At 43.6% G+C, this 25,606-nt stretch carries 26 protein-coding genes, 1 other RNA gene and 1 pseudogene; 17 read left to right on the top strand and 11 right to left on the bottom strand.

Annotated elements, in window-relative coordinates; all coding sequences use genetic code 11:
• From lptA to RJ41_RS09120, 5 genes are read right to left on the bottom strand one after another with little or no spacing between them, the layout of a single operon-like run.
• Positions 1 to 546 carry a lipopolysaccharide transport periplasmic protein LptA gene (gene lptA, locus RJ41_RS09140; RefSeq protein ID WP_039219637.1) on the bottom strand — a complete coding sequence of 182 codons (546 nt, stop codon included), beginning with the start codon at positions 544 to 546 and terminating at the stop codon, positions 1 to 3.
• On the bottom strand, positions 515 to 1,093 hold the full coding sequence (lptC, locus tag RJ41_RS09135; protein ID WP_039219635.1) for an LPS export ABC transporter periplasmic protein LptC: 579 nt from the start codon (positions 1,091 to 1,093) through the stop codon (positions 515 to 517). Before lptC ends, lptA begins: the two co-directional genes overlap by 32 nt.
• Positions 1,090 to 1,638 (bottom strand): 3-deoxy-manno-octulosonate-8-phosphatase KdsC, encoded by a 549-nt coding sequence (gene kdsC, locus RJ41_RS09130; RefSeq protein ID WP_039219633.1) that lies wholly within the window; start codon positions 1,636 to 1,638, stop codon positions 1,090 to 1,092. The genes lptC and kdsC overlap by 4 nt, the downstream gene beginning before the upstream one ends.
• Positions 1,639 to 2,619, bottom strand: coding sequence for a KpsF/GutQ family sugar-phosphate isomerase (locus RJ41_RS09125; protein ID WP_039219627.1), 981 nt, complete (start codon positions 2,617 to 2,619; stop codon positions 1,639 to 1,641).
• Positions 2,620 to 2,621: 2 nt separating this feature from the next.
• Positions 2,622 to 3,578: a calcium/sodium antiporter gene (locus RJ41_RS09120; RefSeq protein ID WP_039219624.1), complete on the bottom strand. Its 957-nt coding sequence runs from the start codon at positions 3,576 to 3,578 to the stop codon at positions 2,622 to 2,624.
• A 575-nt stretch (positions 3,579 to 4,153) separates the two neighbouring features.
• Here RJ41_RS09120 and mlaF point away from each other — a divergent pair.
• The 7 genes from mlaF (at position 4,154) to murA (ending at position 8,861) form a co-directional block, all read left to right on the top strand.
• Complete coding sequence (mlaF, locus tag RJ41_RS09115) at positions 4,154 to 4,954, top strand: phospholipid ABC transporter ATP-binding protein MlaF (protein ID WP_039219621.1); 801 nt, start codon at positions 4,154 to 4,156, stop codon at positions 4,952 to 4,954.
• Positions 4,951 to 5,727: a lipid asymmetry maintenance ABC transporter permease subunit MlaE gene (mlaE, locus tag RJ41_RS09110; RefSeq protein ID WP_039219616.1), complete on the top strand. Its 777-nt coding sequence runs from the start codon at positions 4,951 to 4,953 to the stop codon at positions 5,725 to 5,727. Before mlaF ends, mlaE begins: the two co-directional genes overlap by 4 nt.
• Before the next feature lie 9 nt (positions 5,728 to 5,736).
• Entirely contained in the window at positions 5,737 to 6,210 is a 474-nt protein-coding gene (gene mlaD, locus RJ41_RS09105) for an outer membrane lipid asymmetry maintenance protein MlaD (protein ID WP_014948351.1), read from the top strand.
• Positions 6,211 to 6,328: 118 nt separating this feature from the next.
• The gene (locus tag RJ41_RS09100; RefSeq protein WP_039219612.1) at positions 6,329 to 6,994 is read left to right on the top strand and encodes an MlaC/ttg2D family ABC transporter substrate-binding protein; all 666 of its coding nucleotides are present in this window, start codon (positions 6,329 to 6,331) and stop codon (positions 6,992 to 6,994) included.
• A complete protein-coding gene (locus RJ41_RS09095; RefSeq protein ID WP_039219608.1) occupies positions 6,991 to 7,299 on the top strand; it encodes an STAS domain-containing protein in 309 nt (102 codons plus the stop codon). The genes RJ41_RS09100 and RJ41_RS09095 overlap by 4 nt, the downstream gene beginning before the upstream one ends.
• Before the next feature lie 29 nt (positions 7,300 to 7,328).
• On the top strand, positions 7,329 to 7,586 hold the full coding sequence (locus RJ41_RS09090; protein ID WP_012517351.1) for a BolA family protein: 258 nt from the start codon (positions 7,329 to 7,331) through the stop codon (positions 7,584 to 7,586).
• A 12-nt stretch (positions 7,587 to 7,598) separates the two neighbouring features.
• Complete coding sequence (murA, locus tag RJ41_RS09085; protein WP_039219595.1) at positions 7,599 to 8,861, top strand: UDP-N-acetylglucosamine 1-carboxyvinyltransferase; 1,263 nt, start codon at positions 7,599 to 7,601, stop codon at positions 8,859 to 8,861.
• Between the two features lie 146 nt (positions 8,862 to 9,007).
• Here the strand turns inward: murA and RJ41_RS09080 are convergent, their stop codons facing one another.
• From RJ41_RS09080 to RJ41_RS09070, 3 genes are all read right to left on the bottom strand, one after another.
• Positions 9,008 to 10,078, bottom strand: a complete 1,071-nt coding sequence (locus tag RJ41_RS09080) for a trypsin-like peptidase domain-containing protein (RefSeq protein WP_039219592.1) — start codon at positions 10,076 to 10,078, stop codon at positions 9,008 to 9,010.
• Between the two features lie 418 nt (positions 10,079 to 10,496).
• Positions 10,497 to 11,858, bottom strand: a complete 1,362-nt coding sequence (locus tag RJ41_RS09075; RefSeq protein ID WP_039219753.1) for a DegQ family serine endoprotease — start codon at positions 11,856 to 11,858, stop codon at positions 10,497 to 10,499.
• An 88-nt stretch (positions 11,859 to 11,946) separates the two neighbouring features.
• Positions 11,947 to 12,381, bottom strand: coding sequence for a ZapG family protein (locus RJ41_RS09070; protein WP_014948358.1), 435 nt, complete (start codon positions 12,379 to 12,381; stop codon positions 11,947 to 11,949).
• Between the two features lie 255 nt (positions 12,382 to 12,636).
• On the opposite strand from RJ41_RS09070, the gene zapE reads away from it, so the two are divergent.
• Together zapE and RJ41_RS09060 are read left to right on the top strand one after the other, a co-directional pair.
• Positions 12,637 to 13,734: a cell division protein ZapE gene (gene zapE, locus RJ41_RS09065; protein ID WP_039219589.1), complete on the top strand. Its 1,098-nt coding sequence runs from the start codon at positions 12,637 to 12,639 to the stop codon at positions 13,732 to 13,734.
• Between the two features lie 330 nt (positions 13,735 to 14,064).
• Positions 14,065 to 14,787: a YebC/PmpR family DNA-binding transcriptional regulator gene (locus RJ41_RS09060; RefSeq protein WP_039219586.1), complete on the top strand. Its 723-nt coding sequence runs from the start codon at positions 14,065 to 14,067 to the stop codon at positions 14,785 to 14,787.
• 87 nt (positions 14,788 to 14,874) lie between these two features.
• On the opposite strand, the gene RJ41_RS19490 is transcribed toward RJ41_RS09060, so the two are convergent.
• Positions 14,875 to 15,051 carry an EAL domain-containing protein gene (locus tag RJ41_RS19490; RefSeq protein WP_276203237.1) on the bottom strand — a complete coding sequence of 59 codons (177 nt, stop codon included), beginning with the start codon at positions 15,049 to 15,051 and terminating at the stop codon, positions 14,875 to 14,877.
• On the bottom strand, positions 15,042 to 15,413 hold the full coding sequence (locus RJ41_RS19485) for an EAL domain-containing protein (RefSeq protein WP_276203236.1): 372 nt from the start codon (positions 15,411 to 15,413) through the stop codon (positions 15,042 to 15,044). The genes RJ41_RS19490 and RJ41_RS19485 overlap by 10 nt, the downstream gene beginning before the upstream one ends.
• Before the next feature lie 37 nt (positions 15,414 to 15,450).
• Between RJ41_RS19485 and RJ41_RS09050 the strand changes: the two are divergent.
• The 7 genes and pseudogenes from RJ41_RS09050 to RJ41_RS09025 all read left to right on the top strand — a co-directional run.
• Positions 15,451 to 15,687, top strand: a pseudogene (locus RJ41_RS09050) (nitroreductase family protein); the annotation flags it as partial.
• Between the two features lie 183 nt (positions 15,688 to 15,870).
• Positions 15,871 to 16,248, top strand: a complete 378-nt coding sequence (locus tag RJ41_RS09045) for a hypothetical protein (RefSeq protein ID WP_039219583.1) — start codon at positions 15,871 to 15,873, stop codon at positions 16,246 to 16,248.
• Between the two features lie 85 nt (positions 16,249 to 16,333).
• Positions 16,334 to 18,901, top strand: a complete 2,568-nt coding sequence (gene secD / locus RJ41_RS09040) for a protein translocase subunit SecD (protein ID WP_039219581.1) — start codon at positions 16,334 to 16,336, stop codon at positions 18,899 to 18,901.
• A 154-nt stretch (positions 18,902 to 19,055) separates the two neighbouring features.
• The gene (locus RJ41_RS09035) at positions 19,056 to 20,519 is read left to right on the top strand and encodes a potassium/proton antiporter (protein ID WP_039219579.1); all 1,464 of its coding nucleotides are present in this window, start codon (positions 19,056 to 19,058) and stop codon (positions 20,517 to 20,519) included.
• A gap of 37 nt (positions 20,520 to 20,556) precedes the next feature.
• Positions 20,557 to 20,907: RNase P RNA component class A (gene rnpB / locus RJ41_RS18705), an RNA gene on the top strand.
• Positions 20,908 to 21,166: 259 nt separating this feature from the next.
• The gene (locus RJ41_RS09030; protein ID WP_039219575.1) at positions 21,167 to 22,660 is read left to right on the top strand and encodes a tyrosine-type recombinase/integrase; all 1,494 of its coding nucleotides are present in this window, start codon (positions 21,167 to 21,169) and stop codon (positions 22,658 to 22,660) included.
• Positions 22,661 to 22,868: 208 nt separating this feature from the next.
• Positions 22,869 to 23,390 (top strand): hypothetical protein, encoded by a 522-nt coding sequence (locus tag RJ41_RS09025; protein ID WP_039219573.1) that lies wholly within the window; start codon positions 22,869 to 22,871, stop codon positions 23,388 to 23,390.
• Between the two features lie 522 nt (positions 23,391 to 23,912).
• Here RJ41_RS09025 and RJ41_RS09015 read toward each other — a convergent pair.
• Entirely contained in the window at positions 23,913 to 24,767 is an 855-nt protein-coding gene (locus tag RJ41_RS09015; RefSeq protein ID WP_039219569.1) for a Rossmann-fold NAD(P)-binding domain-containing protein, read from the bottom strand.
• 193 nt (positions 24,768 to 24,960) lie between these two features.
• Between RJ41_RS09015 and RJ41_RS09010 the strand changes: the two genes are divergently transcribed.
• Positions 24,961 to 25,521: a recombinase family protein gene (locus RJ41_RS09010; RefSeq protein WP_039219748.1), complete on the top strand. Its 561-nt coding sequence runs from the start codon at positions 24,961 to 24,963 to the stop codon at positions 25,519 to 25,521.
• Positions 25,522 to 25,606 lie beyond the last annotated feature (85 nt).

The following is a 25,606-nucleotide window of genomic DNA, read 5'->3' as shown; positions in this document are numbered from 1 at the left end:
CTATTCATTGTCCTTGTTATCTTTCTTTGACGATGTTTTGCGAATAGTTTCCGGCGTAAATACCGTAGTTACCCGGCCTTCGCCATTTTTACCCGCTCCACCGGTTGCAAGTAATTGCTCGGTAATCATATCAAAGGTAATCTTGTCGCCTTGCACTTTACTGGTGTCCTGCTGTAGCTCAGCGCTGCCTGCCAGAGAGATGGTACGATTAACAACTTCATAGCGTATCTCATTGGCCTTTGCTGACACTGGCGTACCGTCCTCAAGCGATTGAGAATAGCTAGCAGGTTTACCTCGTGCGATAAATATTTCTCGTCCGCTACCGTCTGTAGCGATAACTTCGACCTCATCAGCCTTGATGACAAGCGAACCTTGCGTGATAAGGACGTCTTCTTTGTAAAGCGCAGTTTTGTTTTTACCGTCAATAAACTGGGTGTTCGACCCTATTTTGATAGGTTGTGAAAAGTCGTCTTCACTGGCAAGCACCGCACCACTAGCGATGGCAAGCATAAAACTAGTTGCTAGGGGAATAAGTCGTTTGTACATGATCTAAAAGCTCGTATTCTTGTGTGCGTAAGTTCGCATTAAACCCATTACTTAAAATAAGGTATTGTGTACCCAGTATCTCAACGGGTTGATCAGATGTCATTTGTTTCGTTTCTAAATTTATCTGTATGTATTCAGTTGATAACCTTTTGACAAAGTCATCGCTGGTTTGATTTTCAATAACAACGCTGTTTTCTAGTTGAATCAGCTCATTGTTATAAAGCGTTCCTTCTTGTGCCGTGACAACCCAAGGTGATGAAGCGTTTTCCGTGTACAAGGTGTACTTTGGCTGTTGAAATAAAACAAAACCCAGCTGGTCATAGTGCTCCATCGACTCTGCAAAGACTTTGTGGTTCAACTCACCGTCTTGATTGTATAACGTAGTCGTTAGGTTTTTAGCCTTATATGCTGGCTTCAAGGCGTCATTTTCGCTACTGCCTTGAGTTTCAGGCTGCTCTTCCATCCACGTAGGGATGTACATCAAAAGCGCTAAGATAAATAGCGCCGATATACTTAAACCTAAGCGATTGAAGCCAAATAGGCTCATACACTCGCTCCAAAAATCTCGTTTGCTACCCCTTTGGCTTGCAAAATAGTGTCTGATATTTCTCGGACCGCGCCAAACCCACCTGGAAGTGTAGTTATCCAACTGGCTTGTTTGGCGACGTGAGGGTGAGCATCGGCCACTGCAATTTTAACAGCAACATGCTGATACATACCTGTGTCAGGCATGTCATCACCTACCGCTGCAACTTCATTAGGGGCTAACTCTAGGCTTTGCATCAGTTCACTCAGTGCGTCTGCTTTATTTTCCTCGCCTTGAATAATGTGCGCAACGTTAAGGGCTTTCATTCTATTTTCTACAATTGCTGACCGTCGCCCTGTGATAACTGCGACATTCACTCCATTGCTTACTAGCGCTTTTACGCCATATCCATCACGGGTATGGAATGCTTTAAGTTCTTCACCGTCATTGCCTAAGTAAATGCGGCCGTCAGAAAATACGCCGTCTACATCACACACCAACAGCTTAATATGTGCTAGCTTTTCAAAAAGCCCTTTGTCTAGGTCGGTATATAAGGTCGTCGTCATTTAGAGTACTCCTGCTTTCAGAAGCATGTGCATATTGAAGGCGCCAACAGGTTTGCGCTTGTCATCGGTGACCATCAACGCACTTATCTTGTGAGTTTCCATTAAGTTGAGGGCTTCAACAGCCAATTGCTCAGCGGTTGTGGTTTTACCGTCTTTGGTCATCACATCTTCTACGGTTGCGCCGTGCACATCAATGCGTGCATCGAGTATTCGTCGTAAATCACCGTCTGTAAAAACGCCGGTCAACGAACCATCTGAGTCTAAAACACCGGTCATGCCTAATCCCTTTTTAGAGATTTCTAAAAGTGCGTCAGCGACAGACGCATTTAGGCTCACTAGCGGGATGTCGCTGCCGCTAAGCATAATATCACTCACTTTGAGCAACAGTTTTCTACCCAAGCTACCACCAGGATGTGACAGCGCAAAATCATCTGACGTAAAGCCTTTTTGGTCGAGTAACGCCACCGCAAGGGCGTCGCCCATAACCAAAGTGGCTGTTGTGCTTGACGTAGGGGCAAGACCTAGTGAACAGGCTTCTTTTTCAACGCTAATATCAAGTACTACATCTGCGTGTTGACCCAACGAGCTGGATGCACTATTAGTCATGGCCACAACTTGTATCCCCAAACGCTTAACGACAGGCAGAAGATTAACTAACTCGTTAGTTTCACCAGAATTAGAGATGGCGAGTAAGACATCGCCTTTGCTTAACATGCCCAAGTCGCCGTGGTTGGCTTCGCCTGGATGCATGAAAAAAGCAGGAGTTCCTGTACTGGCCAGCGTAGCGGCAATTTTATTACCGATATGCCCAGACTTTCCCATACCACTCACGACAACTTTGCCCTTGCAGGCGAAGAGAATATTACAGGCAGCGATAAATTCATTGTTTAAGCGTTCTGCCAGATTAGCAATAGCCCGCGTTTCAATTTCAATAACGCGCTTCGCTGAGTCGATATAGTTCATCTGAGTTTTTGTATTCATGATTATCCGAACAGCCAGAATTGATAGCCGATAAAGCAAGCCAGAAGTATAAATCCATTTGTTCTTGAAATTGTACGCTTGCCAATTAAATCGAAGCTGAACAAAAACAATAGCAAAGTTAAGCCGAGCATAACGTACATATCTCGATTATAAACATCCGGGTCGAGAAGGCCTGGGGCAATTAACCCAGGCATACCAAGTACGGCAAGCAGGTTGAAAATGTTAGAGCCGATGATATTACCCAGTGCTAAATCGTCTTCGCCTTTGAGCACGCCTGCTACACTTGCTGCAAGCTCGGGCAGGCTTGTGCCAAAGGCAATAATAGTCAGTCCAATAACTAAATCAGAAATGCCCATATATCTGGCAATTTCAACGGCCGAATTTACTAGAAAGTGGGCACTCAATGGCAGAACAACAAGGCCAACACCTATCCAGATAAGCGCAGAAGTATTTGAAACGCCCTTAGGGATCTCATCTGCGGTTTCAGCAACAAGCGGGTCTTCTTTATCAACTTGAAGTGACAACCAAGCCATCATTGCCAGAACAAAAATAAATAGGCCCAGTAAGATGATCCCTTCATAAGACTTCAATTCTCCGTCAAACATAAAGCCGATAGCTATTAGTGAGATGATCAGAAGCGCCGGAAGTTCACGTTTTAGGGTGGTAGATGAAACAAGAAGCGGCTTTACAAGCGCGGTTATACCTAACACCAGTGCGATGTTTGTTATATTCGAACCTAGTGCATTACCTACCGCAGTGTTCATATTGCCATTGGCAGAGGCAATAGCGGAAACCACGATTTCAGGTGCCGAGGAGCCCATAGCGACGATCGTTAGGCCGATCATCATAGGAGAGATACCGATGTTCTTTGCTAGCGCTGAAGCACCATAAACAAAACGGTCCGCACTCCAACTCAAGACAATCAGTCCAACCAGAAAAATAACAATGTTTAAAAGCACAACAACCTGTAATAGAAAGTATTTCGCTAGATTGTCGCAAAAAGAGTGCCATTTGCCTATGCTCGCAACGCTTTATTTTCATCAAATAAGGGCAATTGCCGTAAATTTCTGCCGATAGCAAACGTTGAATGAGGCTTTATTGATATGCAAGGGCGTTCAGTTTCATTTAATAAACAAGGAAATAGGATGGGAATTGGTACTACATGTAAGAATTAGTGAAGGCACGGGCATTACTTCAGCGCGGGACACCTATCATTCGTCTCAATAGAACATAACTTGTAACTTTTTGACTTTGGCGAGGGTCTTGAAAAAGCGTACAATGGCACCAAATTACACGGCCCAAAAAGCATGTTAGCCTGTAAACATAAAAACTACACTGAAGAGTAAACTTTTTTGAAATTGCACGCTCTTAAAAGTAAACTGCTCAGTAAACTTTATGAGAGATGAGTGCTAAGGCATAGAAATTGAATATGCATATCACTCATATTATTTATTATTTATTATTTTTTAAGTGGGTTGCAATCGCGGTTAAAAACGTAGCCAATCCAGCGTCAGGGGTCGACATTTAAGTAACTATGGATCATTTAGTTGAAGTAGATAACCTTACCTTTAAGCGCGCCGATCGCATCATTTATGATGGGATATCGCTTAAGGTACCCAAAGGCAAAATTACTGCGGTAATGGGCCCAAGTGGTATAGGTAAAACCACGCTGCTGCGCCTCATTGGTGGGCAGTTAACGCCAGATGAAGGCGACGTAAAATTCGACGGCGATTCGATTGTCTCAATGTCGAGAAAGTCTCTTTACCAAACCCGTCGTAGAATGAGCATGCTTTTCCAAAGTGGCGCGCTGTTTACTGATATGAGTGTGTTCGATAATGTGGCGTTTCCTCTTCGCGAGCATACTGACCTTTCAGAAGACTTGATAGCAACGATTGTCGCTTTAAAGCTACAGGCAGTAGGATTGCGCGGTGCTGCTAAGTTAATGCCCAGTGAACTGTCTGGTGGAATGGCGCGCAGGGCCGCACTTGCAAGAGCGATAGCGTTAGACCCAGATTTAATCATGTACGACGAACCCTTTGCCGGCCAAGATCCTATTTCGATGGGCGTGTTGGTGAAGCTAATTCGTGAACTAAACGACGCTCTAGGCCTTACTAGCATAGTGGTAACCCACGATGTAACCGAAGTGTTGACCATTGCTGACTATATCTACATTTTGGCAGATAAGCGGGTTATCGGTGAAGGAACGGCACAGCAAATTAAAGAGAGTGACTCTGAATTAGTTCAGCAGTTCTTGAAAGGAAAAGCAGACGGCCCGGTCCCCTTTCATTACCCTGCACCTGATTTGAAAACAAGCTTTTTGGGGGCAGATGAATGAAGTTCTTCCAATCAATAGGTGCTAAAACGATAGGGAAAGTTACCGCAATTGGTAGAGCCGCGCTGATGTTGTTTGGTGCACTTGTCGCTGTCCCTCGAGTAAAAAATATTCCACTGATTATCAAACAACTTTATGTGGTTGGTGTTCAGTCGCTGCTCATCATCATGGTGTCGGGGCTGTTTATTGGCATGGTGATGGCACTTCAAGGCTACACTATTTTAGTGGATTATGGTGCAGAGGGGAGCTTAGGTCCCATGGTTGCACTGTCTCTTTTACGAGAACTCGGGCCGGTGGTTACGGCTCTATTGTTTGCTGGACGTGCTGGGTCTGCGTTGACTGCTGAGATTGGCCTTATGAAAGCCACTGAGCAGTTAAGTAGCTTGGAAATGATGGCGGTAGATCCTTTAAGGCGCATAGTAGCTCCGCGTTTTTGGGCGGGAATGTTAGCCATGCCTATGCTGGCCATTATTTTCAGTGCTATTGGTATTTTAGGTGGCCATTTGGTCGGCGTAGACTGGTTGGGTGTTGATGCAGGTAGCTACTGGTCAATCATGCAGTCGACCGTTGATTGGAACCAAGATGTCATAAACGGTGTGATAAAAAGCCTCGTATTTGCCTTGGTTGTGACGTGGATTGCCATATTTAAGGGTTACGATTCTATTCCTACATCGGAAGGGATCAGCAAAGCGACTACCGAAACGGTGGTCTATTCATCATTAGCAGTATTAGGGCTGGACTTCGTGCTTACCGCCCTTATGTTTGGTATCGAGTAGGGGATTGGAATGAGTAAGTATAAAACGGAAGTAATGGTTGGTGTGTTTGTCATGCTTACGATTGGTGCGTTGTTGTTATTGGCACTAAAGGTTGCAAACCAAACGGTAGCCACCGAAGGCGATACCTACACTCTATATGCGAAGTTCGACAATATCGGCGGATTAAAGCCTCGCTCAGCGGTAAAAGTTGGGGGCGTAACAGTTGGCCGTGTATCATCAATTACGCTAGACCAAGAAGATTTTACGCCAGTGGTTGAACTATCAATCCTAAATGAATACAACGGTTTCCCTGAAACCAGCTCGGTGTCTATTCTGACGTCTGGCCTTTTGGGTGAGCAATATGTTGGTTTCCAGCCAGGGTTCTCTTTTGACGGTGTCGCTAATCTTCAAAATGGTGATTACCTACAAGATACGAAGTCAGCTTTGGTGCTAGAAGACCTTATTGGACAATTCTTATTTAACCGCGGCAGCGATGAAGACTAATCGCGGCATAGCATCTGAACGTATGTAACCTAGTCGTCAATTAATTCCAGCGGCCTGATGAAACGAAATGCTTGTTTGTCAGGTCTGCTAAATAGAGTTTTAAGTTAGGAGAGTGATTTTGAAAAAGTTTATGGTAGCAATTGGCATCTTTATGATGTCTGTAGCAGGCATAGCCAATGCGCAAGAAGTTAATGAGCAAAACCCCTATGAGCTAGTTCAGGACGTGGCTAACCGCACATTTGAGCGAATTAAAGCGAATCAGGCTGAAATTAAAGCTGACCCTGAAATGCTACGCACTATTATGGAAGAAGAGTTGGTGCCGCACATTGACTACAAATTTGCGGCTTTTATGGTGCTAGGTAAGCATTTTAAATCGGTTCCTCAAGAAAAAATGGGCGAGTACATCAGTGTATTTCGTCAGTATTTGGTAACAACCTATGCTGTTGCGATGGGCTACTACGACAACCAAGAAGTTATCTTTGAGCCTGAATCGTCTTTTGATGATAAGAAGTCTGTGACTGTACGCGCGGTTGTTCAAGATCCCAACCGTCCTGAAATTAAAATTGCTTTTAAGGTTCGTAAAGACAGCAAAACTAATGAATGGAAAGCCTACGATATGGTGGCTGAAGGCATTAGCATGCTAAACAGCAAGCGTAGCGAATTTGAGTCAATACTCCGTCAAGACGGCATCGATTCAGTGATTGCGCTAATGCGCGATAAAATTGGTAAGCCAGTAGAGCTCAAGCAGGGCGAGCCAATCGAAATCGAAGGAGAGGCTGAGTGAGCCTTTTCGAGGTAAATGACAAAGGCAATATTGTGGTTCACGGTCATCTCGACCGTGAAACACTGTCGAAAAATTTCTGGGAAAGCTTAAACGGTAACGAACGTAGTGCTTTGATTACTAAGAAAAGATGTCAAATCGATTTGAGTGATGTAGAGCGTGCAGACAGTGCCGGTTTGGCGTGGCTTATTAATGCTGTTAGGGATGCAAAGCAAAATGGTGTTAGCATGACCCTCTATAAAATGCCTGAAAAGCTACAGAAGCTTGCGAAAATAAGCAACGCAAATAGCTTTTTACCCGTAGAATAAACACCAGTTAGCGAATAAAGAAGTAAGTTATGGAATTGTCTGAAATTGAAAAGATCTTGAAAGATGCGTTAGACCTACACGAAGTCCACGTAAAGGGCGAAGGTTCGCATTTTAACATCATTGCAGTAAGCGATGCATTTAACGAAATGAGTCGTGTGAAGCGTCAGCAAGCGGTGTACGCGCCTTTAGCTGATAAAATTGCAGACGGCAGCATGCATGCGATTACTATCAAGACGTTTTCAGTAAAAGACTGGGAGCGCGAGCGCCAGTTCAACATTCCTCAATAATAGGCGCTGCTCGTGGATAAACTCGTAATTAAAAAGAGCCCTGCGCTTAACGGTACAGTGCGTATATCAGGTGCCAAAAACGCGGCATTGCCGTTGTTGATGACTAGCTTGCTTACCGATTCTCCTTGTCGTTATACCAATGTTCCCCGTCTTCGTGATATCAACACGACTACGGCGCTTTTGCGTGAATTGGGGGTAGAGGTAGCGTTACCCGCGCCTAACGATATTGTTATTGATGCAAGTACACTTGAAAGTGTGACCGCGTCTTATGATTTAGTGCGTACCATGCGTGCTTCAATTTTAGTGTTAGGCCCATTGCTTGCCAAACAGGGTAAAGCGAACGTGTCTTTGCCTGGTGGTTGTGCGATAGGCGCACGCCCAGTGAACCTTCATTTAACTGGCCTTGAAAAGATGGGCGCAAAGATTGAAGTAGACGAAGGCTATATTCGTGCTGAAGTTGATGGTCGTTTAAAAGGCGCCCGTATCTTTATGGATATGGTGAGTGTAGGTGCTACCGAAAACTTACTTATGGCCGCGGCATTGGCTGATGGTACGACTATTTTAGAAAACGCTGCACGAGAGCCTGAAATTGTTGATTTGGCGAATTGTCTTATCCAGATGGGCGCAAAAATCACTGGTGCAGGAAGCGATAAAATAACCATTGAAGGTGTAGAAACCTTAAATGGTTGCGATTATGCCGTACTGCCTGATCGAATAGAAACCGGTACTTTCTTAGTCGCAGCTGCAGTAACTGGCGGTAAAATTCGCTGTACCCATGCGGCCCCTGACACGTTAGATGCAGTACTCGATAAGCTTGAGCAAGCTGGCGCGAAAATCACGGTAGGTGAAGACTGGATTGAGCTAGATATGGAAGGGCGTAAGCCGCAGGCTGTTCGCGTTAAGACTGCACCACACCCAGCATTCCCCACCGATATGCAAGCCCAGTTCGTCACCCTAAACTGTGTTGCCGAAGGTACAGGCGTAATTACAGAAACTATTTTTGAAAACCGCTTTATGCATGTGCCAGAGCTACAGCGTATGGGCGCCGAAATCGCATTAGAAGCAAACTCAGCTGTATCCAAAGGTAGTTCAAGCTTGAAAGGGGCACCAGTGATGGCTACTGATCTTCGCGCATCAGCAAGCTTGGTTATCGCTGGGCTTATTGCAGAAGGTGAAACTCACGTAAATCGAATTTACCACTTAGACCGTGGTTATGAATCGATAGAAGAGAAACTTGGTGGTTTAGGCGCCATCATAGAGCGAGTTAAAGAGTAACGTTATCTTGTGAGTTTTTAGCATAGATAAAAGCGCCTGTTCATTACGGCGCTTTTTTTGTACCTGATTTGTCTCTATTACCAGTGAAGTTAAACAGCAGCAGAACAAACGCAATCTGCCTACGTGGCGCTGAATATCTATAACAATTATTGGCCCGCACGAAGCTCTGCAACAGTAGCGGTAATAGTTATGGAGCGACCATCGCGACTAAGTTCAATTTCTAGTTCAGTACCGGGTTCGGTTTCGGCAATCATATCCAAGGTTTTGGAAGCACTTTCTAAACGCACACCGTCTATGGCAACAATAATGTCGCCAGGGCGAATACCCGCAATATCGGCAGGGCTGCCTTTACCTACCGCTTGAACATCAATACCCGGCCGGTTGCGATTTTCACCGCCGACAAAACCTAGCTGGCCGCGCACAACGCGCCCGTTACTAATAATTTCATCCATGACTCGCTTGGCCAATTCATAAGGTACGGCGAAATTGATACCATCTACATTGCGAGCGCGGTTATTAGAATCTAATACTTGGAAATTGGCATTGGTAATGCCTAGCAAAATACCGTTGCTATCTACCAGCGCGCCACCAGAGTTACCTTGGTTCAAAACTGCATCGGTTTGAATGAAATCAACATAGTTTGAAAGACCGTTACGACCCGCTCTACTGACAATACCTTGGGTAACTGTTTGGCCTAAGTCGAAGGGATTACCAATCGCCATAACTACATCACCTACATGGGTATCAGGTTCTGATACTTGAGGAATGATATGCAGGTTATCCGCGGTTACCTTCAATACTGCTAGGTCGGTCAAAGGGTCTGTGCCGACAATCTGCGCCTCCAAAATACGGCCGTCTTGCACAGCTACGTAAATGCTATCTGCATCGGCAACTACGTGGTGACAGGTCAGCAGGTAGCCATTCTCTGTCATAATAACGCCTGAACCAAGGTTGGTGCGCCCACGAGATTGATTTCTAAAAATACCAGAGCCGTTTTCAATACTTACGCTATAAATATTAACTACTGCAGGTGCAGAGCGGCTTAACGCGGTGAAATAGCTCTCGCGGCTGGCGCTGACTGAATGAGTATTAAAGAAGCCCTGAGCAAGACCTTTACCATTGCGAAGCTCGGGGATAAACACCAACAGCAGTGCAGCAACAGCAACGCCAAGAATTATAGATTTTAGTAAGAAGTTTATTATTGAGCGGCCAGTCACAAATCACACTTATTGTTGTCTGTCGCACTTACTCTATATGAACCGTCATAGCGGCACTACTTCACAAATTAAAAGCGCAACGTTTTTGAATTATCATTCGTGATATAAAGGATATCACTTTATTCAATAAACTACCGTAATGAAACGCAAATTTTGTGCAACTCGATTAACACTAGCATGTACTTCAAAACTTTTCATGCTGTTCATACATACTTATTTACGTGGACATAGGTGTAGCATTGAGAATGCGGCTTATCAGAGGAGCCCGTAAAGAAGCCCCGTTAGGAAGCTAGGAGAACACTGTTTTCAACGGTTATCATTTGAAAAAAACGGCGCTTATAAAGCGCCGTTTTTATGCTAATTCCCAGCTTGGACACCAACGCGTCTGAGCGGGGGAACGTAATTGAACGTTTAATTGCTACTGTCTGATTACCAAATAAAGCGTAGAGTTTCCACGTTTTACATTGAGTGCAATAACGCCTTTTGCTTCGTCTAGTGCATTTCTAAACTCTGCAACCGTAGACGTACGCACGCGGTTAACGCCAATTATCACATCATCAGATTGAAGGCCAATTCGCGCCGCAGGCGCACCACGCTCAATATCGGAAACCACTACACCAGCATTACCAGCATCGTCGGTGCCGTTAGATAAGGTTGCACCTTCTAGAGCAGGGTGAATTTGAGCAGCGGTAACCGTGGTATCAGTAGCGTCGTCCAACACAACGTCTACATTCATTTTCTTGCCTTTGCGCATAACGGTGAGTTCGACTTCTGCGCCCGCGCCCATACTCGCAATTTTTGCGCGCAGTTCTTGGAAACTGTGAAGTTTTCGACCATTAATCGCAGTAATGATATCACCGGCTTGCAGACCACCTTTTTCAGCAGCCGAGTCTGGCTGTACTTCGCTCACGAAGGCACCAATGTTCACTTCCGCATTCATAGCTTCGGCAAGGCCCGCGTCAATATCGCTACCTAAAATGCCTAGAAGGCCACGGCGAACTTCACCAAACTCTGCAATTTGGTCAACAAGGCTCTTCATCATATTGGCAGGAATGGCAAAACCGATGCCGACGTTGCCGCCGTTAGGACCAAAGATAGCGGTATTGATGCCAACCAGTTCGCCGTGAAGGTTAACTAACGCACCACCTGAGTTACCGCGGTTAATTGCGGCGTCGGTTTGAATAAAGTCTTCATAACCGCCAATGTTTAAGCCAGAGCGGCCCAGAGCGCTTACAATACCAGATGTAACCGTTTGAGAAAGACCAAACGGATTACCAATTGCTACTACAAAGTCGCCTACGCGCAGCGCGTCAGAATCGGCGAGTGGTAACGCTTTTAAATCATCAGGTTCTATTTTAAGTAACGCGATATCGCTTTGCTCGTCAGAGCCTAGCTTTTTCGCTTTGAACTCGCGCCCGTCTGTTAATTTAACCGTGATTTCGTCCGCGTTATCAACAACGTGATTGTTGGTAACGACGTAACCTTTATCGGCATCAATGATGACACCAGAACCCAGACCTCGGAAAGGGCGCTCTTGAACCTGCTCTTGCGGGGCACCGAAGAAGTAGCGAAACATCTCGGGTACACGCTGCGTAGAGGTTTGTGTTCCTTCTACTGCAATGCTTACTACCGCTGGGGTAGCTTCTTCTAGCATAGGGGCTAAAGAGGGAACTTCATCTTTCTTATCAGAAAAGAACGGTAACGCCGCCTGTGTGCTAGCAGTAAAGCCCAATGAACTTACAACAACGGCAGACGCCAATAGACAATGGCGGAAAGACATTTTCATGTTCGCTTACACTCCTTCATGTTATATGCGACATAGCATGGTTTCATTAAAAGAGTCCGAGGTCGTGATAAAGTTCCCGATGTTACTGTTTTTCTGCGGTATTCTTATCAGATCCGCCGACGAACAGCCCAGAACCCGAGTTAGCGAAATCTCTTGGCTGTGTGTCAGATACACGCTGAACTCTCGATTTGTCAGACCCTTTTAGGTTGTTACGTAAATACGTAGTTGCTTGTTCCCCATAAAAAGGAACTTTGCTGTCATCATCGCTGCCTTGCTCAAGCAGCAATTCATACTCTTCAATTTGTTGCTTTAAGGTTTCGCACTGGCTTTCAATGCTCTCTAAGCTTTGACGAGTTTGATGAATGTGGTGTTGCGCCTGCTGTGCGAGGATCTCTTTAACTTGCTTCTCAGTCTGTGCAGTATTGCCTGCGCCCTGCTTTTGTTGAAAAAAGCGACCTGCGAAAAAGCCAATAATTAACCCAACTACTAACAAAGCAAGAGATACTAACAATTCCATTATATTCTCCGAATCAATCTACATCTTGCAGCCGACCTTTACTTCTACGATCTAAAAGCTGCTTTCGACCATACGCTGAATATAGCAAGGTCGAACCCGAAAAGCGCATACATCGTGACATTTATTCGGTGTATGTCGAATTTCAATGTGAGATTCTACCGTGATTTCCATTAAAATTAAGGTCATAATTGAGAAATTCAAGCAGGTCGGTGCAGCAAGCGCCGCTATTGACTTTTGTATGGAGTGGTTTCGGCGATGACGCCATGGGAAAAATATCAGCTAGATCTTCAGTCGTCTGACTTTCATTACGACGCGGCGCAAGAAAATGCAGTAAAAGAACTTCAACGTTTGTTTGATGAACTTACCCAACCTGAAAAGAAAACGACGTGGCGGGTAAAGTTAAAAGCTGCGTTTGGAAAAGGTCACGCAAAGCCCGGCATTCAGGGTATTTACTTTTATGGCGGTGTAGGGCGAGGCAAAACCTATTTAGTCGATACCTTCTACGACTGCTTGCCGTTCGAGAAGAAAATGCGCGTGCATTTTCACCGCTTTATGTACCGTGTGCACGATGAACTAAAGCAGCTTAAAAGCGCGCAAGACCCGCTAAAGCTAGTAGCAGCCAAGCTAGCAAAAGAGGCGCGGGTAATATGTTTTGACGAGTTTTTCGTGTCTGATATAACCGATGCCATGATTTTAGGCACGTTAATGGAAGAACTGTTTGGTCACGGTATTGTGCTGGTGGCGACGTCGAACATAGTCCCTGACGATTTATATAAAAACGGATTGCAGCGTGCGCGGTTCTTACCAGCCATCGATCTACTCAATCAGAATACCCGCGTGGTAAATGTTGATAGCGGTATTGATTATCGTCTTAGAACGTTAGAGCAAGCCGAAATTTATCATTATCCACTTGATGACGAGGCCACAGAAAACTTGCATAGCTACTTTTCACAATTAGCACCGGAAGAGGGCTCTAAAGACGAGGATATTGAGGTGAACAACCGAAAAATACCGACGCTTAGAAACGCTGACGGGGTATTGATGATAGATTTTAAAGCCCTGTGTGGCGGGCCCCGTAGCCAGAGCGATTATATTGAGTTAAGCCGTTGTTATCACTCAGTGCTTTTAGCCAATGTTAAGGAAATGGGCCAGCATAATGACGATGTGGCCCGTCGTTTCATTGCGATGGTGGACGAATTTTACGAGCGAAATGTAAAGCTGATCATATCTGCAGAAGTCGCGCTAGAAAGCTTGTACACCGAGGGGCTACTTAATTTTGAGTTCAGGCGCTGTCTGAGCCGCTTAAAGGAAATGCAGTCACACGACTACCTAGCAACCGAGCATTTGCCGTAAACATAAATATGGAGTCAGAGTACATTTTGACCTCATTGAAAATGTGAAAGCTACCAACCTACACCCTTTCTCGGGGCGTTCACATTGGTATTACATGAAAATTAAGGTAGAATTTCGCCTAAATTTTTTGTGTCGCTTAGCCTACCGTTATTTTGGGCAGTGTTTCGCTTGGCAATGTTAAGCACCGTCGCGTTCGGCCATTTATAGAAACGTCGAGTTCGGCAATGCTTCCAAGTAAGGCAGAGCGATGCGCCTGATGAACCGTCAGGCAACAGGTAGCCCGATAAAACCCAACGCAGCATTTCAAATTGCGAGAAAGAGAATTTTAAGATGGGAAGAGCATTCGAAGTTCGTAAAAACGCCATGGCAAAAACTGCCGGCCAAAAAACTAAAGTTTATTCTAAATACGGTAAAGAAATTTACGTATGTGCGAAAAATGGTGGTGCCGATCCTAACACCAACCTTTCACTTCGCCGCCTAATGGAAAAAGCGAAGAAAGATCAAGTACCAAGCCACGTTATTGAAAAAGCGATTGATAAAGCCGCTGGTGGCGCTGGCGAAGACTTCCAGCCTATGCGTTATGAAGGTTTTGGCCCAGGTAACTGCATGGTAATTGTTGACTGCTTGTCTGACAATGCAAACCGTACCATTACCGAAGTACGTAACTGCTTTACTAAAACTAACGCGAAACTTGGTGCACAGGGTGCGGTATCGCATATGTTCGATCACCAAGCAGTATTCCAGTTTGAAGGTGACGACGAAGACGCTATCCTAGAAGTGCTTATGGAAGCTGACGCAGACGTAACTGACGTTGAAGTAGAAGACAATAAAGTGACCGTTTACGCGCCACACACTGAATTCTATCAAGTAAAAACAGCGCTAACCGAAGCCTATCCAGACATTAGCTTTATTGCAGAAGAAATGAGCTGGATGCCTCAGACTGAAACTGAGATTAGCGAAGAAGACATGCCGATGTTTGAAAAATTCATGGACATGCTTAACGACTGTGACGACGTACAAGACGTTTACCACAACGCGATTACGCCTAATTAAAATGCGAATATATCTCGTTTTTTAGCGTAAAAGCCCCTCAACAGAGGGGCTTTTCGTTATAAGCATGATGTTATCTTAGCTTTACTTTTATCCAGCTAGACGCTTAATTAAATCATCCCAAAGTAAGGGACGAGATAAGAAATACCCCTGTGCCCAGTCACAGCCATGCCTCTTCAAGTAGTTTAACTGCTCTTCAGTTTCAACTCCTTCTGCGATAACACGCAAGCCGTAAAGCTCGGCAAGGTTTTGTATAATTAAAACCATTTAGCTTCGTGGCTCTTTTTCAGAAAATAGATCACTGACAAAAGAGCGATCAATTTTAAGGCATTGGCAGGGTAGTGGATAAGTTGGCTGAATGCGGTATAACCCGTACCAAAGTCGTCGAGTGCTAAGGATACACCTAGTGCGTTTAACACATTAAGGGTTTCTAAACAGGCTTTATCTCCAGCAACCAATGCGGTTTCAGTTACTTCCAATTCTACGCTACAAGGACTTACCTTGTGTGTTTCAAGTAAACGTTTAACCAGAGGTGGAAAGTTTTCGTTGGTTAACTCCACGCCAGATATATTGATGCACATCTTTCCTGTAAAATTGTGTTGTTGCTGCAATACTTCAAGGCTTTGCAAAGCGTGATCTATTACCCATAAATAATTTCTTTTATAAGCGCAAGTTTATCTAGCGTTAGGCAATGTTCTTCACACGCTGGCGCGTTTAGGCATAGCATCTACGCCAATGGAAGGGGTTGATCCTGAGTTACTTGGTGAATTGTTTAGAGATGAACTAGACGGTCACGTGTGTGAAGTCGCATTAGCGATTGGTTACCCAGATACTGAGAAAGATTGGAATTACGGCCTTCCAAAAGCGCGCTTGGCGAAAGAAGACGTTATTGCAATCGTGTAACCTGTATTGGCAAGGTGGCGCGAGAGTAAATGTACGTCACCCGTAAATATGATAAACGTGAATTGTCAAAAGAGTCCTTAAATTGGGCTCTTTTTAATATAGCGATTGAATTTGCTTTTTTAGCCCCCACTTTCTTCCACTGACAACCCACAGCTGTTACCTCTAACCGCTAATGGAACTCTGGTGAATACAATCTTTAAACGCTTTTACCCCTCTACATTTGCGCCTTTCCTCATGGCGTGGGTATTGTCGTATCTGGTTGTTAGTACCGGGTTTCAGCTACCTGATGTAGCGAGTAATGCCGAGGTAACATCACAGTCACCGCTTGCTAAGTTTGTTCATAACTCGCAAAGCTACTCTCTGCGGTTTAACGTCAGCAAGCTGACGGCCAACAACAGTGAGCAGCCTACCGATGCCGATCTCTTAGGGCTAATACCTGCTTCGTTGAACTCGGTTTATGCCGGCCTTTTTGCTGTCAATACACGTTCAGCAAACGTTCCTTTTCGGTCACAAAGGTGGGTTAAACCAAGCCCTCGCGCACCACCCTCTATCCTGATTTAACAACTCATATGCGTCAAAACGGGAGCACACCTGTTGTGATCTTAAATTTGGCGACCTTAAAAACATTATTATTCAGGATTTTAAAATGACACGATTTTCATTTCGTGGCTTTGTGTATGTGCTCATCGTTATGCTCGGTTTACTGAGCGCTGCGCCCAACATATTGCCACAATCAATTAAACAGCAACTACCTACGTGGTACACCACGTCCACACTATCTTTAGGCTTAGATTTGCAAGGAGGTTCGCATCTGCTATTAGCCGCAGACACCAACGCCTTGTTTGAAAAGCAGCTCAACAGCTTTTCGAGTGACTTACTTAGCGAATTGCGCAGTCAAAAAGTGCGCTATACAAAAACGTCTCATTCACTCATTCATAAAGATAGTCGTTCTGGAAGTGTCGTTTTTACACTGCGTAGTGCAGATGATGCGAGAAAGGTAAAAGACATCGCATACCAAATTTCAGCTCAGCCAAATGGTTCAAGTGCACTTGATGTAGAGATAAAGCAAAGCACCGTTACCCTTACGCTTAACGAGCTATATACCGAACAACTGGTTAAAGACACGTTAAGCCGAAGTGTTGAAGTAGTTCGAAAGCGTTTGAATGAAACGGGGCTTACTGAGCCTAGCGTTACGCTACAAGGTAAAGACGCCATTTTAGTTCAGATGCCGGGTATGTCTGACCCCACTCAAGTTAAAAAATTATTGGGCACTACCGCACAAATGACTTTTCACTGGGCCGCGAATAGCCAGTCTGAGCAGGTTATGAATAAGCAAGATGCGGCGGGTAATACCTATCGCTTAGAGCAAAAAGTGGCGCTAGAAGGTGAGCATATTACTGATGCGGCAGGTGTCTTAAGTAGTGAAAATGGCCAGCCAGTAGTGACGTTCCGATTAGACAGCGCAGGTGCCAAGCAGTTTGCCACTATGACACGTGACAACATCGGCCGTGTGCTTGCTATCGTACTTGACGACAAAGTGGTTACAGCCCCCGTTATAAATAGCGTGATTCCGGGTGGTCGTGGTGAAATAACCGGTAACTTTACATTGCCCGAGGCGGGCAACACCGCATTAATGCTTCGCACTGGTGCGCTACCTGTGCCACTTACCATTATTGAAGAGCGTACGGTGGGGCCTGATTTAGGCAGCGATGCAATTCAAACCGGAGTGGAAAGCGGCGTGGCAGGCGCGTTACTGGTATTGGCATTTATGGTAGCGATTTACGGCAGGTGGGGCGCTATCGCAAGTTTTGCTCTTTGTATTAATATGGCGCTGGTATTTGGCGCATTAACCCTGTTTGGCGCAACGCTGACGTTGCCGGGCATTGCAGGTTTGATCCTAACCATGGGCATGGCGGTGGACGCGAACATTTTGATTAATGAACGTATTCGTGAAGAAAGTAAGAAAGGTCGTCCGGCAGCCAGTGCAATAGAAGTGGGTTTTGATAAAGCGTTCGCGACTATTGTGGATTCAAACTTCACCACACTAATAGCGGTAAGTTTGTTGTTTATGTTTGGAAGCGGCCCTATTAAAGGGTTTGCAATTACCATTGCCCTTGGTCTGGTGTCTTCGGTATTTACTGCTGTAGCCCTAACTAAAATGTTAATGCTAAGAGTGGTTAAGTCGAAGCACAAGAATACGCAAGATCGCGCGCAGCAGCGCGTTCCTTTGCGCTTTTCATCACCGCTTTTGCGGTTAAGCGATAAGCTAAGCGGTATTAATTTTCTGGCAAAGCGTAAAATTGCACTTGCTGTTTCTGTAGTGCTAACAGTGCTTTCAATCGGCTTGTTTGCTAAACCTGGCTTACATTATGGCGTCGACTTTACCGGTGGCACCATGATTGAGTTGACCGCACCAACCCTTAGTACCGATGAGCTAAGGAATGTGATTGAAAGCAATGGCTTTGATCAAATAGCAATTCAAGAATATGGCAGTGAACATCACTATTTATTGCGAGCACCTGTTCTAGATAGCAGTGGCGAGCTTGAAAATAGCAATGCAAAGCAGACTGACGCACTAAAGCGTGCGATTTCGAAAGCCGACAGTGAGGTAAGTTTTGATAAAATTGATATGGTAGGACCCAAGGTCAGCGGAGGCTTCGCCGAGCTATCTATTCTAGCACTGCTTATCGCAGGTGGCGGCATGTTGGTGTATCTGTGGGCACGCTTTGAAGCGCATTTTGCGAGCGCAGCGCTGCTAACCGTGATACTCGATTTAACCAAGACCATAGGCTTTTTCGCGCTTACGGGTATCGAATTTAACTTAACGGCTGTTGCAGCACTGTTGGCGCTCATTGGTTACTCTATAAACGATAAAGTGGTGGTGCTTGATCGCATCCGTGAATTATTGCGTTTAGACCCAAACAAGCCATTGGCAGATACTATTAATGAGGCCGTGAACAGCACGCTAAGCCGCACGGTATTCACTTCCGTTACCACGCTGTTGGCGTTGTTACCGATGGCTATTTTTGGCGGTGATGCAGTAGAAAGTTTTGCAGTCCCTATGGTTTTTGCTGTCGTGATTGGCACGTCATCGACCTTGTTTATCACCTCTACGCTGCTGTATTTGTTGGGCAGTAGAAGAGAGAAACAAGGCAAAGCGCAGTTAAAGCCTACTGCAGAAGAGATTAAGGCTTCGTTGTCGCACATCCCTTAGACGACACGAGCTCCTTAACTTTATTACCCTGCCGCGTTTCTGTACCTAAATACTTTGGTAACAAAACGCGGTAAGGTGTCAGTATTAACAGGAACCCTCGATGCGTACTTCTAGTCTTGCGTAAGCATGCATCAGTGGCAATAAGGAACGTATAATGTTTGCAGTTGATCACATTATTTTACTTAGCGCAGTGCTGGCTATTTTAGGTGTGCTGGCTAGTAAGCTGTCTCCGCGCTTTGGCGTACCTGTATTGGTGCTATTTCTTGGTGTTGGTATGCTTGCTGGTGAAGATGGGATTGGCCGAATTTTCTTTGATAATGCCGATGCTGCGCATGCTATTGGTACATTTGCTCTTATTCTCATCCTATTTGATGGCGGTCTGCAAACGTCAAAAAAATCTATAGCGCAGGCGTGGAAACCCGCCGCGTTACTCGCCACTATTGGCGTAATTGGTACGGCAGTGATCACCGGTATCGCTGCTATGGTTATTCTCGATTTACCGCTTTATAAGGGCTTATTGCTTGGTGCTATTGTAGGGTCGACAGACGCCGCAGCAGTATTTTCTGTTCTGCGCAACGCTGGTATACGCATTCCTTCAAAAATAAAATCCACACTAGAGCTGGAAAGTGCCTCGAACGATCCAATGGCCATATTCCTCACAATTGGCCTTATTACGCTTATTCAAGACAGCACCACTAAGCCCATTGACTTACTTTCGCTGTTTGCCAGTCAAATGGGAGTGGGAGCGATAGTGGGCCTTGCCATTGGCGGTATTGCAGTATGGCTTTTCAGACGCATCACCTTAATGGCCATCGGTTTGTACCCGGTATTTGTGATGTTGTTTGGTGTATTGTCTTTTGGCCTTGCTGCGAACTTAAATGGCAGCGGCTTTCTCGCTACCTTTATAACGGGTGTTATCGTGGGTAATAGCCGCTTTGCTTATCAGCGTAATACGTTCGTGTTTCTGGATGGGCTGGCCTGGCTTGGGCAAATTGCCATGTTCGTTATCTTAGGTTTGTTGGTAACGCCCACCGAGCTGTTTGTGAATTGGAAAGAAGGCCTTTTAATTGCGTTTGTGCTTATTTTTATTGCCCGTCCGCTGGTGGTTATGCCGATTTTGTTGCTTTCGAAATTTTCGTTCAAAGCATCGTTGCTCATCTCATGGGTGGGTTTACGCGGTTCGGTGCCAATTATACTCGCTATATTTCCGCTAATATTCGGCATGCCATATGCCGAGCTCATTTTTAATGTGGTGTTCTTTATCGTGCTTATTTCCGCCTTGTTGCAAGGTTCCACCTTACCTTATGCGGCGCGTAAGTTAGGTTTAGTGTTGGACGATGAAGTAAAGGAATCGAGCACGCTGGAGATTGTTAAAGTCGCTAAGAGCAAGCGCGAGCTTATAGAAATAGAGGTTTCGAAGTTATCGCCGGCACTACATAAAACCATTAGCGAATTAGCTCTTCCCGATAATACGGTAGTGGCAATGATTGCCCGCGGTGAAGAAACCCTTATACCTAAAGGAAGTACCAAAATAGAAATGGGCGACCAAATTTTTATTATCACCAAACTGCTCGATAAAAGCGCCGTTGAGCTCTGCTTTTACAGCGAGCAGGAATAGGGTGCTATTGTAGGGGACTTCATGTAGAATGCGCCGCGGAGTTGGCCAGGCAATCGCCGCTTTCGTAAGAAAGGGGAGGAAAGTCCGGGCTCCAAAGGGCAGGGTGCCAGATAACGTCTGGGCGGCGCGAGCCGACGACAAGTGCAGCAGAGAGAAGACCGCCTAAGCATGTTTACATGCCGGTAAGGGTGAAAGGGTGCGGTAAGAGCGCACCGCACCTCTGGTAACAGAGTGTGGCAAGGTAAACTCCACCCGGAGCAAGACCAAATAGGATCCCTCAACGTGTGGCCCGCATGGGGATCGGGTAGGTTGCTTGAATCAGTGAGCGATTGCTGATCTAGAGGAATGGTTGCCCACGACAGAACCCGGCTTACGGCTAACTCCGCCCTAATTCGGAAAATCTATGCTTATCAGTATGTTGCTGGTAAGCATAGAATGCTCTAAGCCTCATTGTCACAGGGGCGTCACACATCATGTCACACTTATCAGTTCCACATACTATACAACGTGGAAACACTTACCATTTTAACTTACGTCATAAATCATCTATTGTTCGTAGGTCGCTTCGAACAAGCTGTCGAGTTGAAGCATTAGAGTTAGTGAGTAAAATTTTAAGTCAAATAAAGATACAGGGAAGTAGAAAAAGTATGGACAAAGTAGCTCTAGATAAATTAGTTCGAGAAACTATAGATAATCATTTATCCAAAGTTGGTTGTTTGTTCGGAGAAAAGAGCTCATATGGAGATATGTTGTTTAATCGCTATCAGCATCAAGCAATCCACGAGCAATTTACTCACATGTACGAAAGCGACTCGCCTTTACCCTCATATCATCAGTTTAAAGTTCAAGAATGTTTTCCTCATAGAAGACCTGCTGATTCCGTTTCTAATTTATCAAGAAAATTATTTATTTCGGAAGAAGATGAAGGAGAATGTGACGCGGTTCCAACGCCAGATATTGTGGACTTCGATAAAAACTATTTTGATATGCAAGAGAAGTTAGAGATCTTCTTCATGCAGATTGAGCGAATTCAAAAGCTGTTGAGTGCTGGCAATTTCGAGGCAGCTAACAATTCATACCAATCACTCAAAAAGAAACAAGAGCGATCGCTACCATTTTCTGAAGTATCGAGGCTATTTTTAAAAGCTGGTGAGGAAGGTAAGCTTCCTATCACTAAAAGTTACAAGGGCAAACCATGGAATAGCGAAAACGTAAAAGACTACCAGCGATGTTTCAACATAATGAATGCTCATTTTGATGACCAAATGATTGGTGACATAGATTCGGAAGAATTAGACTTTTTATTTAGGGAGGTATTATCTAACTTCCCAATGGGAAACATATCACCTTATAACAACATGTCTCCCAAAGAGTTACTCGAACATGCCGCTGGTGGTCAGGTAGACGATGATAAAACTGTGTCTGGGAAACAAATTTTTGAGCACTATAAAAAGTTAAAAACCTTTTTCAATTTTTACGAAAAAGAGCTTAATGGCTCAAGTAAAGCAATTGAAGAAATGCGCTTCACCGTCAAAAATGAACCAATCAAACGAGGGCGCTTTTCTAATGCGCAGGTTGTTAAAATACTCAAGTTTGTTGATAGCTTATCTGTTGGGAAAAAATGGCCTATAAACATAATGGCGTTTACAGGAATGAGAAACGCAGAAGTTATGCAGTTAAGAAAGGCTGATATAGTAAAAAGTGAAGAGGGTATTTGGTATTTTAGAGTTACCGAAGAAGCTGGAAAATTAAAGACGAAACAAAGCAACAGAGTGATTCCTGTACATGAGTCACTGCTGAAAAAAGGTTTTCTAGACTTTGTTGAGAAGTGTAAAGAAGAGTACTTGTTCCGACAATATTCTACTTCAGAGAAGTACCTTACACGTTTGTATTCTAACCATATTAGACCAAAATGCGATATCCCCCATGAAACTGAGAAAGGTGAAAAGCTTACTCTTTACAGCTTTAGACACTTTGTTGTTTCTACTTTAGTTAATAAGAAGGCGCAAACCGCATATATTCAGTCAATGATTGGACATTTGCAGTCCTTAGATCAAAGCGTGACAACTATGTATTACACTCATACCGATGATATGGAAATTATGAGAGAGATAATTAATATGATAGAGATTGACAGCTGAATTACTGTGTTCTTTGTGTAGTACAATTAAATTATAGTAGTCAAAATTTTACCGCATACTTACGACATTTAAGGTTGGCGGATTTAACACTTGCATCTACGCTAGCCGATGTATGTAGCCTGTATGGGAACTCATTTTTTGTATAGTGTAACGAGTAAGTACCATGGATAGACATTCTTTAATTATATTCTCTTAAAAGGAGTGCATTATGAGCGAAGCATCAGAGGACAAAACTAAGAGAAAATTTATAACTCTGTTACAGTCCTACCCATGGGAAAGTAAGTTAAATCTATACTTCGACTCACAAGAGTTTGGAAACAATATCTATGAGTATCTAGGTAGAATAAATCGTTCACTAACTACCAAGAATCCAGATATAGGCTTTTTGTACCGAATTTGTATAAACATGACAAAGAAGTATGTTTTTTCTGAAAGCAAAGAACTTGGTTTAGAATACGAAGAAAGTAACAAGTTTACTACAGGGGTTATGATTACATACTTTTGCCAGAGAACTCCTTTAAAGCCTGATTTATCACGTATTAGGTCATTCGATATTGGCGGCTATAAGTATACAAATTACTTTCAAAACCAAGAAACAATCGCTAGCTACATGAACAAAATTAAACGAGAGAAACCGCATAACCTTGTTAAATATCTTGATGGTAAGGGGCAAAGATACGGTATACTTAACAAAAAGTGCTTCACCAAGGATATGGGTGGCTCAAACTGAGCCTGTAAAGCCTTCTGGGGGTATTTTTGTCTAATATTAACCCAACCCTAAAGGGTTGTTTAAAAATTGGCTTACAGCGCTGTACAGGGCTTTTTGTGGCTATCTAGGTTTGCCAATACCCTTCTCTCTCTTCAATAAAAGCTAGAAACTCAAATTTTATTAATCAGTTTTTGGGAGATTACAAGATTAATCAATCGCATAAGTAGATTTATTATGCTTTTTTTAATAGTATTTATTAATATTATTCAACTTAAAAACTAGGTTTTAGTTCAGTTATATAAGCCACTACAACTTCATACAATAGGCTCTCTTAGCCTTAATTGGAAGTATAAGATCATGACTAATGAAGAGCTTAAATCTGAATTGTTAGAATCTCGCTTAGTAATTGAGCAAGCAGAGGTAATACTTTCGAACCTCATAAAGTTCAACAACTACGAAGACGATTGTTTTAATATTGCTCATGACGATGTAATAGCCACTTTGAATGCAGCGTTGCGGATATTGAGATCGGACATAAACTGACTATTTCTTAAATTTAAAGTCACAATCTAAACAATGGCGCCTAGCTGGTAATAATAGCAGCAATAATCCCAATGGAATTAAAACAATCGCGAAAAACCAAATCCAAAAGCTTCTGGATTTTACGACATTATCTGAAGAGCATTTTGGGCAAGAAACATCTGAACGTCTCACTTTATTGGTTTTCTTGAGGTGGACGCTATTTGTTAATTTACTACCGCAATGCTTACACTTTATAGCTCGATAAAGTATTTTCTCACAACAATAAGGGCACTCCCTATGGGTTGGCTCTTCGCCATAATCGCTTTTATTTACTACTTCTAGGTTATCATTGACACTGGCATTTTGTGGGTTGTACTTAATCCCATCTATTTTTTTTAAGTTTTCAATTTCCCGCCTAATTAATCTAAATAGACTAGAAACTATGCTACTCAAAATCACTTGTATTTTGGTACAAAGTAGCTTTATAGAACTAATTATATCGCCAACACTTAATCCGAGAATAAGCGAGTTTAACGGTTTGGAAGTAAGCAACTTCAGTAAAGTGAACCATAGAAAAAGATAAATAGCGTTGTACCAGTATTTAAAGCTATTAAGAAATGTATCACCAGAGACAGGGCGCCAACTATTGTTAGGGAGTATTTCTATTCCACTGCGTTGGAAGGAGAGTAAATCTATTTGAGTGAAAAGTAATGCTTCTATTAGTCCAAGATGCCTATTTGAAAAAAGAGATAGTATTTCTGCAAAGCCTGTAAAAGCGATAACCAGCCACATAAGCAGAAACAAAGATAGCACGCATAATCCGTAATACTTTCTATCCTCATACTTCTGAATTAGCTTACACAACGATTCTGACATTATTTCTTCCTTGATTTACTTTACTCTGAGACATTATCAGAAATGCTTACCCTAATTCTATACGAAAGTATAAATAGCACTGCCCAAAATATACATGCTCCATTTAGGACATGTTCAAAATTCAATATTGTATATTAAGTACATCATTGTTACTATGTGTTCAAATATATTAATTTTTGGACAGGGTAGGAAGATGCAATTAATCGGATTCGCAAGAGTATCGACAAGTAGCCAAGACTTAGCCAATCAACTCAGAACGCTTGAGGAACATGGCTGCAATAAAGTATTTCACGGTAAGCAATCAGGTAAATCTAAAGAGAATGAATTAAAGCTCAAAGAGCTGGTGGATTACGTAAGAGAAGGAGATACGGTAGTTGTAACTAAACTTGATAGGTTAGGCAGAAGCCTTAAGTCAATACTAGAAACAATACAGCAAATAACGGATAAGGGGGCAACGCTTAAAACACTAGATGGAGCAATAGATACAACGAACTCCTCTCCGTTTGCTCAAGCTCAACTTAACCTTATTGGTACGTTTGCCCAATTGGAACGAGATCTCATTGTACAGAGGACTACAGAGGGTAGAGAGGCGGCAAAAGATAAAGGCGTTAAGTTTGGTAGAAAGAGCGTTTTAACGGAAGAACAACGAAAGTCTATCAAGAAAAAACTTTCTAATGGCTCAACTGTTTATGCCTTGGCAAAAGAGTATGAAGTGAGCAGACAAACAATTATGAGAGTTAGGGATAAAGCGTAGATATTTTGTATTCGTTAGCACTTTTCCCCTAGTAAAATTAGGGTTCATTTAAGACTTACACCCATATGCAATTAGTTTTAAACTA

This window comes from Alteromonas marina (assembly GCF_000808575.1).
Taxonomy (GTDB): domain Bacteria; phylum Pseudomonadota; class Gammaproteobacteria; order Enterobacterales; family Alteromonadaceae; genus Alteromonas; species Alteromonas marina_A.
Note: the sequence above shows the minus strand (reverse complement) of the source record. Positions and strands in the feature narration are given on the sequence as shown.

Bases quoted from the DNA above. Each gene is read 5' to 3' on its own strand.
- lptA (WP_039219637.1), bottom strand. From the start codon at position 546: ATGTACAAACGACTTATTCCCCTAGCAACTAGTTTTATGCTTGCCATC.
- lptC (WP_039219635.1), bottom strand. From the start codon at position 1,093: ATGAGCCTATTTGGCTTCAATCGCTTAGGTTTAAGTATATCGGCGCTA.
- kdsC (WP_039219633.1), bottom strand. From the start codon at position 1,638: ATGACGACGACCTTATATACCGACCTAGACAAAGGGCTTTTTGAAAAG.
- RJ41_RS09125 (WP_039219627.1), bottom strand. From the start codon at position 2,619: ATGAATACAAAAACTCAGATGAACTATATCGACTCAGCGAAGCGCGTT.
- mlaF (WP_039219621.1), top strand. From the start codon at position 4,154: ATGGATCATTTAGTTGAAGTAGATAACCTTACCTTTAAGCGCGCCGAT.
- mlaE (WP_039219616.1), top strand. From the start codon at position 4,951: ATGAAGTTCTTCCAATCAATAGGTGCTAAAACGATAGGGAAAGTTACC.
- mlaD (WP_014948351.1), top strand. From the start codon at position 5,737: ATGAGTAAGTATAAAACGGAAGTAATGGTTGGTGTGTTTGTCATGCTT.
- RJ41_RS09090 (WP_012517351.1), top strand. From the start codon at position 7,329: ATGGAATTGTCTGAAATTGAAAAGATCTTGAAAGATGCGTTAGACCTA.
- RJ41_RS09075 (WP_039219753.1), bottom strand. From the start codon at position 11,858: ATGTCTTTCCGCCATTGTCTATTGGCGTCTGCCGTTGTTGTAAGTTCA.
- RJ41_RS09070 (WP_014948358.1), bottom strand. From the start codon at position 12,381: ATGGAATTGTTAGTATCTCTTGCTTTGTTAGTAGTTGGGTTAATTATT.
- zapE (WP_039219589.1), top strand. From the start codon at position 12,637: ATGACGCCATGGGAAAAATATCAGCTAGATCTTCAGTCGTCTGACTTT.
- RJ41_RS09060 (WP_039219586.1), top strand. From the start codon at position 14,065: ATGGGAAGAGCATTCGAAGTTCGTAAAAACGCCATGGCAAAAACTGCC.
- RJ41_RS19490 (WP_276203237.1), bottom strand. From the start codon at position 15,051: ATGGTTTTAATTATACAAAACCTTGCCGAGCTTTACGGCTTGCGTGTT.
- secD (WP_039219581.1), top strand. From the start codon at position 16,334: ATGACACGATTTTCATTTCGTGGCTTTGTGTATGTGCTCATCGTTATG.
- RJ41_RS09035 (WP_039219579.1), top strand. From the start codon at position 19,056: ATGTTTGCAGTTGATCACATTATTTTACTTAGCGCAGTGCTGGCTATT.
- RJ41_RS09030 (WP_039219575.1), top strand. From the start codon at position 21,167: ATGGACAAAGTAGCTCTAGATAAATTAGTTCGAGAAACTATAGATAAT.
- RJ41_RS09025 (WP_039219573.1), top strand. From the start codon at position 22,869: ATGAGCGAAGCATCAGAGGACAAAACTAAGAGAAAATTTATAACTCTG.
- RJ41_RS09015 (WP_039219569.1), bottom strand. From the start codon at position 24,767: ATGTCAGAATCGTTGTGTAAGCTAATTCAGAAGTATGAGGATAGAAAG.
- RJ41_RS09010 (WP_039219748.1), top strand. From the start codon at position 24,961: ATGCAATTAATCGGATTCGCAAGAGTATCGACAAGTAGCCAAGACTTA.